Here is a 9045-nt window from a genome sequence, read left to right as displayed (position 1 = left end):
TGGGAGGCAACCGGCCTCCCTGCCGGAAACAAGCTCTGGTTCTTTCATCCACTGCAGTTTATCGAGGTTTTCCGCAGATGTGGATGGTTGAGTGAGGCGGAACTCGCACAAATATATTTGGAGAAGCACTACAAGTCCGCATCCAAAACAGGGGCATAATATAAGGAGATGTACCGGATCCATATAAACCGGGTGCTTCGCAAGTATGCCTTTGATAATAGCACAAGGGCTGCTCATTTCTTCGGGCAGTGTGCTGTGGAGTCCCACTACATGATGGCCGTGCGAGAGAGCACAATTGCCGCGCCCGTCGCGGTGAAACGCAATCATTATTCTGTCACTCCTGAAGTCAACGGATACTTGGATTCGCCAAAAGAATTCTCTGAAGCCTTTGACGATTATCAAAATAACCCTGCACTCGCAAATACCGATCCTGGAGACGGCACCAAGTTTCGCGGACGGGGATTCAAGCAGCTTACTGGAAAGTATAACTACAGTGAGTATTGGAAATACCGAGGATGGCTACAGCAGAGTGACTATGATCCCGTATGGTTCAAGACGCGGAGGCCTGGACCGATCATTCCAAATCCTGAAGTGGTCGCCAATGATGCCTACTCGTGCGTCGACACGGCAGGCTTCTACTGCGCAAGGTACCGAGTTGGTAAGCCCGCTGACGGAGGGATCGCGCGGGAAGCTTCCGCAGCCGTGACGAAGCGCGTGAACCCTAACGACCGGCGAAGCGTATCTCCACGTTGGGAAGAGACGAGGCTGGCTTACCAGATATTAGGAGATGATTCATGAAATCGCTCATTGTCACTGGCTTTTTCCTGCTTTTCTCGAGCACTGCGTTGGCGGTTCGTCCAGTACACTCTTGCTCCGGCAATTTGTCCGTGGAGAGAAATTCGAGCAACTTCCTAGTTCTGCGGCAGAACTCCCGAGAGATAGGCGCCCTGAGGATCAGACACCAGCTAACTGGAGGGCTTTTCAATCTCGAAAATTCCCTCTTGGTAGTGTACGGCCTGCCAAATCAAGCGAATCCAGCACACCCTCAGACAACTTACCTGACGCTGTACTCGCTCGACAGAAAAGGGCCACGAATGCGCAGGTTACTCAGCGAAGTTTTCGGAAGTAGAATCCTCGAGATCGGATTCACGGAAGACAATAAATCCGTCTATGTCAACACCAGGCTGGGCCACGGACTCATCGATATTCGCAATAAGGACGTTGCGTGGTTTAGTTTGAGTGAAGAACTGGATGTGAAACTACAGGAATGTTCAGCAGAGAACCGTGCGAGAGCTTTCTGAAGCGATCTGCATTCAAGCGTAAGGTCTGCACGAAGCTCGGCTCTGACAAACTGCAGCCGGTGCAAGCACTGGATAAGACCTAACAACGCCCAAACCGAGACTACCCCCCCCCCCACACCCCACCCTGCCGACGCACAACCCACATGCGCCGCAGCGCGCCTAGCAACTGAACACCCAGCATCGCGTTAGCAGCCGCGAACAAGCATCCCCCCAACCTCGCCAGCGCTTCCGGTGCCATGGGCAGCACGAGCAGTGCTGCGAAAGCTGCCAGCAACACCATCGCTTGCTGGCGTTGGCGGTGGGGCTGGATGATGGCCTGCATGACGGGCACTTTTGCGCGCGGCGGTAGCATGCGGCGCAGATGGAGCCACACCAGGAACGGGACGATCTTGCCGAGCATGGCCGTGACCGGCAGCGCGCCGCAGCCGATCAGGGTCAGGACGCCGATTAGCCATGGCAATGCCGGCGCGGGATGGAACTGGGCGACGGCGGCCAGCATCGCGGCGGTGGACATGCTGGCCGATGCGATGAGCCAGAGCAGCCAATGCGGGTCGTGCCGGCGGCGGGCGCGCAGCAGTGTGGTCAGCATCGCCATGCCGAGGATGACGATGAAAGCGAGGTACGGCAGGAGCGCGTAGCGGGCGATGGTGCCCTCGCCTGCCGTCACGACGGCGAGGCTGAAAGCCAGCAGCAACAGCCAATGCGCCATCGGCAGGCAGCGCTGCAGCGGGGCCGGCAGGCGTCGCGCCTGCCAGAACATTGGCAGCACGGTCGTGGCCACGCCGGTCACCAGGGCGCCCAGCCAGCCGCCGAGCCCCCACGCCACGTGCAGGGGCAGCACTGTCGATACCGGCAACTGCCACCACCCGCCGAGCGTGCACGCCAACGCGATGCCTGCGGCGACTGTCGCCAGCAACGGCGCGCCGATCCATGCCAGCGTGCGCGTCGTGGCATCGACGCGCATCACGCGCCGCCCCGCCGTCAGCAGGACCATCGCCACCGCGAGTGGAAACAGCGCCATCGCGGCGGCCCAGCGGAACGCCGCGCCGCCAGCGCCGAGGAAGCCGGCGGACAAGGCGGTCGCCATGCCAACTCCGGCCAGGGCGACGAACGGTGCGATCCATCGCACGCGCGGCACCGGCACATGGGCAATCACCGGCATCATCTGGAATAGTGCGCCAAGCATCACCGGCAGCAGCATCGCCAACGCCACCATATGGACTGACGCCAGCGCCAGCGGCGCAAAGCGGTGCGGCAAGCCGTCGGCGGGCCCGAGCGCCAGCAACAGCCCGGCGGCCGCGCCCAGCCACGGGGCGGGCATCAGACAACCGAACACCACGGCGGGCCGCGGGGTGCGCGCGTAATCGAGATTGACGGCCTTCATGGGGATCACCCGCGCCAGTCGGCGTCGAAAAACGCCGATTGTCCGCCGCCGTGGCGGGCCGCTTCAATAGCGGCGGGTCATCTACGCCACAGTCGGCCGTCGATCGCCGACTTATTGATCTGGCGCAGAAACGGCAGGCCCCGACGGGCCGAAAATCAGCGCGAGGTTGTGCCCGCCCCCTTGCGCCAGCCTGCATCCATGTCAGCTTTCGCCTCCCACCCCTCGACCGAATCCCCGCCCCAGGCATCCCAGACACCCGACGGCCCATCCGATCCTCCCTCGGCAGCCTTCCCGGACACGGGTCACGTGTCCGAAACCGTGCAGCTCACGCCGCTGCGCTACCGGTTGTCGACGCGGATCATCCTGCTGTCGCTCGTGTCGCTGCTTGCCGTGCTGGCGATGATCGCCGGCACGCTCTACCTGTCGTGGAAGCTCGAAGGTGCCGGCGCCGCCATCAACGATGCCGGCAGCCTGCGGATGCGCGCCAATCGCGTCGCCATCGAACTGTCGCTGTCGGCGGCCGGCAAACCCCATACCCTGACCAGCCAGATTGCCGCGCTGGACCGCACCCTGGCGCAACTGCGCAAGGGCAATCCGGCGCGGCCGCTGTTCGTGCCAGACGACCCGGCGATCCATGCGCAACTGGAAGCCGTGCTGGCCGACTGGTCCGAGCGGCTCAAGCCGATGGCGCTGGCCGGGCAGGCCGCCGCCTACGTGCAGGCGCTGCCCGGCTTCGTCGACCAGGCGGATCGGCTGGTCGGCCAGATCGAACAGAACAGCGCGCGCAAGACCGACATGCTGCGGCTATCCCAGGTGGGCCTGGCGGCGATGGCGTGCGTGGGCACGGTGGCCGTGATCTACCTGCTCTATCTCTGGATCATCCTGCCCGTGCTGCGGCTGCAGGACGGCCTGCGCCGCATGGCCAGCCGCGAGTTCTCGCTGCGGCTGCCGGTGGAAACGCGCGACGAGTTCGGCACGCTGAACGCCGGCTTCAACCGGATGGCCGCCGAGCTGCAGGACCTCTACCACGACCTCGCCGCGCGCGTGACCAGCAAGACCGCCGAACTGGCGCGCCAGAACCGCGACCTCGAATCGCTGTACGACATGGCCGCGTTCCTGAACCAGGCCGGCGACGCCGAAACGCTGGCGCGCGGCTTTCTGGAACGCGTGCTGCAGCAGTTCGGCGCCGATGGCGGCACGGTCCGGGTCTACGACGCGCGGCAGGGGCGGCTCCATCGGCTGGCGGCCGTCGGGCTGTCGGCCACGCTGGCCGACAACGACCACTGCGCGGACATCGACGCCTGCCACTGCGGCCGCGCCACGCACACCGGCATCGTCACCGTGGCGGATCTGCGGCGGGCCGTGCTGCCCGATATGTTTGCCGAAGCGATGCCCGTCCCTGCCCCGTCGAACGGCGCGCTCTCGCCCTGCCGCAGCGAAGGGTTCCTGTCGATGGCCGCCTTCCGGCTGGACACGCTGCACGGCCCGGCCGGCACGCTGACGCTGCACTTCCGCGTGGCGCGCGAACTGCCGCCGTCGGACCGCCAGTTGCTGGAAACGATGGCCCAGCACCTGGCAACCGCGCTAGAACACGTCCGACTGTCGGCCAGCGCGCGGCAACTGGCCGTCGTGGAAGAGCGCAATCTCGTGGCGCAGGGGCTGCACGACAGCATCGCGCAGGGACTGAATTTTCTGAATCTGCAAGTGCAGTTGCTGGAAGACGCCGTGGAGCGTGGCGCCGCTGCCGAGGTGCACGACATCATCCCGCTGCTGCGGCATGGCGTGGAGGAAAGCTACCAGGATGTGCGCGAGCTGCTGCACAACTTCCGCTCGCGGCTGACCACGGGCGACCTGCGGCCAGCCGTGGAGGAAACGGTGGCGCGCTTCCGGCGCCAGTGCCGCACCGAGGCCACGCTCACGATGGATGACAAGGGGCTGCCGCTGCAGCCGGAGCACCAGTTGCAGGTGCTGTTCATCCTGCAGGAGGCGTTGTCGAACGTTCGCAAGCACGCCATGGCCGAGCACGTGACGATCACGATCCGCCACGGCCGTGTGTTCCAGCTCGTGGTGCAGGACGATGGCGACGGCTTCGACGCGAGCCGGCTGGCGCAGCGCGACGCCAGCCATATCGGCCTGCACATCATGCGCGAACGCGCGGCACGGCTGGGCGCCCGGCTGGCCATCGACGCCCGGCCGGGGCTGGGCGTCCGCATCGAACTGACCCTGCCGCGCGACGACATGCCCCCGTCGCGCGGCGCCCCGCCCGCCGGGCAACGGCGCCAGGCGCCACAAGAGGAACCCGCATCATGACCATCCGCATCCTGCTGATCGACGACCACACGCTGTTCCGGTCGGGCATCCGGGCGCTGCTTCAGCGGCAGACGGACTTCGAGATCGTCGACGAGGCGGCCGACGGCGTGGAGGGCATCAAGCGCGCCAAGCAGCACCGGCCCGACGTGATCCTGCTGGACCTGAACATGCCGGGGCTGTCGGGGCTGGAAGCGCTGCAACTGCTCGTGGAGGACCTGCCGGACAGCGCCGTGATTGTGCTGACCGTATCGGAGGAAGCCGAGGAACTGGCCACGGCGCTACGCAGCGGCGCGCGCGGCTACCTGCTCAAAAACATCGAGACCGAGGCGCTGACCAGCGCCATCCGCCGTGCGGCGGCAGGAGAACCGGTGATTTCCGAGGCCATGACCGCCAAGCTGGTGCAGCAGTTCCGGGCGCCGCCGGTGCCGGTCCCGCCCGGGCGCGGCCAGGACAGCGCGCCGCTGACCGCACGCGAGCGCGACATCGTCAACGGGCTGGTGCGGGGCGAAAGCAACAAGGAGATTGCACGGGAACTGGGCGTGGCCGAGAGCACGGTGAAGATCCACGTGCAGAACATCCTGAAGAAGCTCAACCTCGCCAGCCGCGTGCAGGTGGCGGTCTACGCGGTCGAGCACGGGCTGGCCGGCTGACCGCGCGGGGGCATCCGCTCAGTAGTCGGTGCGCTGCACGCCGTGCTCGGTGCCCAGCAGCAGCACGTTGGCGCCACGCAGCGCGAACAGGCCCACCGTCACCACGCCGGGCAGCTGGTTGATGCGCGATTCGAGACCCTTCGGATCGTCGATCTTCAGCCCGGCGACATCGAGGATCACATTGCCGTTGTCGGTCTTGTAGATGCCGCCTTCCTTGGTCATGCGCAGGCGCGGCTGGCCGCCCAGCGCGGCCAGCTGGCGCGCCACGGCCGCGCGTGCCATCGGGATCACCTCCACCGGCAGCGGGAACGTGCCCATGACCGGCACCAGCTTGCTGCCATCGGCGATGCAGACAAAGCGGTCGGCCACGGCCGCGACGATCTTCTCGCGCGTCAGCGCGCCGCCGCCGCCCTTGATCATGGCGCCCGAGGCGTCGATCTCGTCGGCGCCATCGACGTAGACGGGGATGCTGTCCACCTCGTTGAGGTCCAGCACCTTGAAGCCGTGCTGCTGCAGGCGGCGGGTGGACGCCTCGGAGCTGGACACGGCGCCGCTGAAGCGCTCCTTGAACGCCGCCACGGCGTCGATGAAGAGATTGGCGGTCGAGCCCGTGCCCACGCCGAGCACGGCCCCTTCGGGCACTTCCTGCTTCACATAGTCCGCGGCAGCTTGCGCGACCAGCGCCTTGAGTTCATCCTGAGTCATGACAACAGCCAGAAAAGCGTTGGGAAAGCGCGTAGTGTAGCGGATCGCGGCCGGCGGCCCCGCCCCGGCCGGGAATACCGCGCCGGCGTTGCCGAACCGGTTGCCGCCTGGCGCGACGCCGTTACAATGGCCCATTCCCGGCGCCCTTCCAGCCGACTTCTTCCAGACGGAACCCAGACCATGAACGCGCTCGAACAACTGAAGCAGTTCACCACGGTGGTCGCCGACACCGGCGACTTCCAGCTCATGAAGCAGTACACCCCGCAGGACGCGACCACCAATCCGTCGCTGATCCTCAAGGCCGTCCAGAAGCCCGAGTACCGGCCCCTGCTGGAACAGGCCACGCGCGACCATCACGGTGCCGCCGGCGTGGAAGCGGTGATGGATCAGCTTCTGATCGCCTTCGGCTGCGAGATCCTGGCGATCGTGCCCGGCCGCGTGTCGACCGAGGTGGATGCGCGGCTGTCCTTCGACACGCAGGCCACCGTCGCCAAGGCGCGCCACCTGATCGGCCTGTACGAGCAGCGCGGCGTGGCGCGCGAGCGCGTGCTGATCAAGATTGCGTCGACCTGGGAAGGCATCAAGGCCGCCGAGATCCTGCAGCGCGACGGCATCCGCTGCAACATGACACTGCTGTTCTCGCTGGCCCAGGCCGTGGCGTGCGCGGAAGCCGGCGCGCAACTGATCTCGCCGTTCGTCGGCCGGATTCTGGACTGGTACAAGAAACAGGCCGGCGACAAGTGGGACGCCGACGCCAATGCCGGCGACAACGACCCCGGCGTGCGCTCGGTGCGCCAGATCTACGACTACTACAAGAAGTTCGGCTACGCGACCGAGGTCATGGGCGCCAGCTTCCGCAGCACGGGTCAGATCCTGTCGCTGGCCGGATCGGACCTGCTGACGATCAGCCCCGACCTGCTGGAGCAACTGGCGGCCAGCGACGCCAAGGTCGACCGCAAGCTGTCGGTCGAGCAGGCGCAGGCGGCCAACATCGCGCGCATCGCCGCCGACGAGGCGGCTTTCCGCTGGCAACTGAACGAGGATGCGATGGCGACCGAGAAGCTGTCGGAAGGCATCCGCCTGTTTGCGGCGGACGCGGTCAAGCTGGAAAAGCTCGTCGCCGAACTGGCGGGCTGAGGGGGCTGAGGGGCCTGAGGGGGCGGGAGGCCGAAGGGCCGAGGGTCAGGTGGTTGGCGGCCAGAGCTTTGGCAGCGCGTCACCGGCCGCGGCCGACACCACCAGGTCGGCCGTCTGGTCCAGCGCCGACGGCTGCGGGTTCACGACGATGACCCGGGCGCCGTGCTCCTTCGCCAGGCCCGGCAGTGCCGCGGCCGGATAGACCAGTCCCGAAGTCCCCACCACCAGGCAGAGATCGCACGTCTGCGCCGCGTGATCGGCCCGGAAGCGGGCCACGCGCGGCAGGTCCTCGCCAAACCACACCACACCGGGGCGCATCATCGCGCCGCATAGCGCACAGTGCGGCGGATCGCCGGGCACGGGCGGCACGGTGTCGCACCGGCCGCAGCTATCGAGCCACTTGTTGGCGAACAGGTTGCCGTGCAGCTCCACCACGTGCTCGCTGCCGGCCTGCTGGTGCAGCCCGTCGATATTCTGCGTAATCAGCGTTACCGATTTCTGCCGGGCCAGCGCCGCCAGCGCGTAGTGCGCGGGATTCGGCCGGGCCGCCGCCACCAGCTCGCGCCGGTGCTGGTACCACTGCCACACCAGCGCCGGCTGGCGCCGGTAGGCGACCTCCGTGGCCAGTTCCTCGGGATCGAAGCGGGCCCAGAGGCCGGTCAGCGCGTCGCGGAACGTCGGTACGCCCGACTCGGCGGAAATCCCCGCGCCGGTCAGCACGAAGATGTTCTGCGCCGCGGCGATCCACGTGCGGGCCTGCTCCAGCTTGGCGGCATCCCCGGCCATGCGTCAGCCCCGGCGCTGGCGGACCGCCTCGTACAGGCACACGCCGCTGGCCACCGACACGTTCAGGCTTTCCACGCCGCCCGCCATCGGGATGGCGACCAGGTCGTCGCACGTCTCGCGCGTCAGGCGGCGCATGCCCTCGCCTTCCGCACCCATGACGATTGCCGTCGGGCCCTTCAGGTCCACGTCGTAGAGCGCCTTCTCGGTGCCGTCGGCCGTGCCGATGACCCAGACGCCGCGTTCCTGCAGCTCGCGCAGCGTGCGGGCCAGGTTGGTCACGGTGATATAGGGAACGGTTTCGGCCGCGCCGCTGGCAACCTTCGCCACGGTGGCGTTCAGGCCGACGCTGCGGTCTTTCGGCGCGATCACGGCATGGGCGCCGGCGCCGTCGGCCACGCGCAGGCACGCGCCGAGGTTATGCGGATCGGTGACGCCATCGAGCACCAGCAACAGCGGCGTGCCTTCGATGCCGTCCAGCAATTCGTCCAGGTTCAGCGCCAGCGAGATATCGTCCGCGCGTGCCACCACGCCCTGGTGGCGGTCGGTGCCGGCCATGCCGCGCAGGCGGTCGGCGTCGACGGGATGCAGCGTCACGCCAAGACTCTCCGCCAGGCGGATGAAGTCCTGCATGCGGCGGTCCTTGCGGTTCGCTTCGATGTAGATGTCGGAGACGCTCTGCGCGTTCTGGCGCAGGCGGGCGTTGACGGCGTGAAAGCCGATCAGAAGTTTGTGTTTGGCCATGGCGCGCATTGTACCCGCCATGGCCTTCCAC

The 9045-nt window shown here is 66.6% G+C and carries 9 protein-coding genes; 5 read left to right on the top strand and 4 right to left on the bottom strand.

Annotation, left to right across the window (positions count from 1 at the left end):
- Positions 1 to 270: 270 nt before the first annotated feature.
- Positions 271 to 798, top strand: coding sequence for a hypothetical protein (locus tag QTN24_RS23895; protein ID WP_313840101.1), 528 nt, complete (start codon positions 271 to 273; stop codon positions 796 to 798).
- Positions 795 to 1301, top strand: a complete 507-nt coding sequence (locus QTN24_RS23890; protein WP_313840100.1) for a hypothetical protein — start codon at positions 795 to 797, stop codon at positions 1299 to 1301. The genes QTN24_RS23895 and QTN24_RS23890 overlap by 4 nt, the downstream gene beginning before the upstream one ends.
- Before the next feature lie 100 nt (positions 1302 to 1401).
- Here the strand turns inward: QTN24_RS23890 and QTN24_RS23885 are convergent, their stop codons facing one another.
- The gene (locus QTN24_RS23885) at positions 1402 to 2685 is read right to left on the bottom strand and encodes a hypothetical protein (protein ID WP_313840099.1); all 1284 of its coding nucleotides are present in this window, start codon (positions 2683 to 2685) and stop codon (positions 1402 to 1404) included.
- Positions 2686 to 2991: 306 nt separating this feature from the next.
- Here QTN24_RS23885 and QTN24_RS23880 point away from each other — a divergent pair, with 306 nt between their 5' ends.
- Together QTN24_RS23880 and QTN24_RS23875 are read left to right on the top strand one after the other, a co-directional pair.
- The gene (locus QTN24_RS23880) at positions 2992 to 4995 is read left to right on the top strand and encodes a type IV pili methyl-accepting chemotaxis transducer N-terminal domain-containing protein (RefSeq protein ID WP_313840098.1); all 2004 of its coding nucleotides are present in this window, start codon (positions 2992 to 2994) and stop codon (positions 4993 to 4995) included.
- Positions 4992 to 5645: a response regulator gene (locus QTN24_RS23875; RefSeq protein ID WP_124683988.1), complete on the top strand. Its 654-nt coding sequence runs from the start codon at positions 4992 to 4994 to the stop codon at positions 5643 to 5645. Before QTN24_RS23880 ends, QTN24_RS23875 begins: the two co-directional genes overlap by 4 nt.
- An 18-nt stretch (positions 5646 to 5663) precedes the next feature.
- On the opposite strand, the gene rpiA is transcribed toward QTN24_RS23875, so the two are convergent.
- Positions 5664 to 6350 (bottom strand): ribose-5-phosphate isomerase RpiA, encoded by a 687-nt coding sequence (gene rpiA, locus QTN24_RS23870; RefSeq protein ID WP_313840097.1) that lies wholly within the window; start codon positions 6348 to 6350, stop codon positions 5664 to 5666.
- 180 nt (positions 6351 to 6530) lie between these two features.
- On the opposite strand from rpiA, the gene tal reads away from it, so the two are divergent.
- Positions 6531 to 7487: a transaldolase gene (gene tal, locus QTN24_RS23865; RefSeq protein WP_313840096.1), complete on the top strand. Its 957-nt coding sequence runs from the start codon at positions 6531 to 6533 to the stop codon at positions 7485 to 7487.
- A 45-nt stretch (positions 7488 to 7532) separates the two neighbouring features.
- Here tal and QTN24_RS23860 read toward each other — a convergent pair whose 3' ends face one another.
- Together QTN24_RS23860 and rlmB are read right to left on the bottom strand one after the other, a co-directional pair.
- Positions 7533 to 8273 (bottom strand): NAD-dependent deacylase, encoded by a 741-nt coding sequence (locus tag QTN24_RS23860; RefSeq protein ID WP_313840095.1) that lies wholly within the window; start codon positions 8271 to 8273, stop codon positions 7533 to 7535.
- Between the two features lie 3 nt (positions 8274 to 8276).
- Complete coding sequence (gene rlmB, locus QTN24_RS23855) at positions 8277 to 9014, bottom strand: 23S rRNA (guanosine(2251)-2'-O)-methyltransferase RlmB (protein ID WP_313840094.1); 738 nt, start codon at positions 9012 to 9014, stop codon at positions 8277 to 8279.
- Positions 9015 to 9045 lie beyond the last annotated feature (31 nt).

It is taken from the genome of Cupriavidus sp. SZY C1 (assembly GCF_032190535.1).
Lineage (GTDB): Bacteria > Pseudomonadota > Gammaproteobacteria > Burkholderiales > Burkholderiaceae > Cupriavidus > Cupriavidus pauculus_C.
Note: the sequence above shows the minus strand (reverse complement) of the source record. Positions and strands in the feature narration are given on the sequence as shown.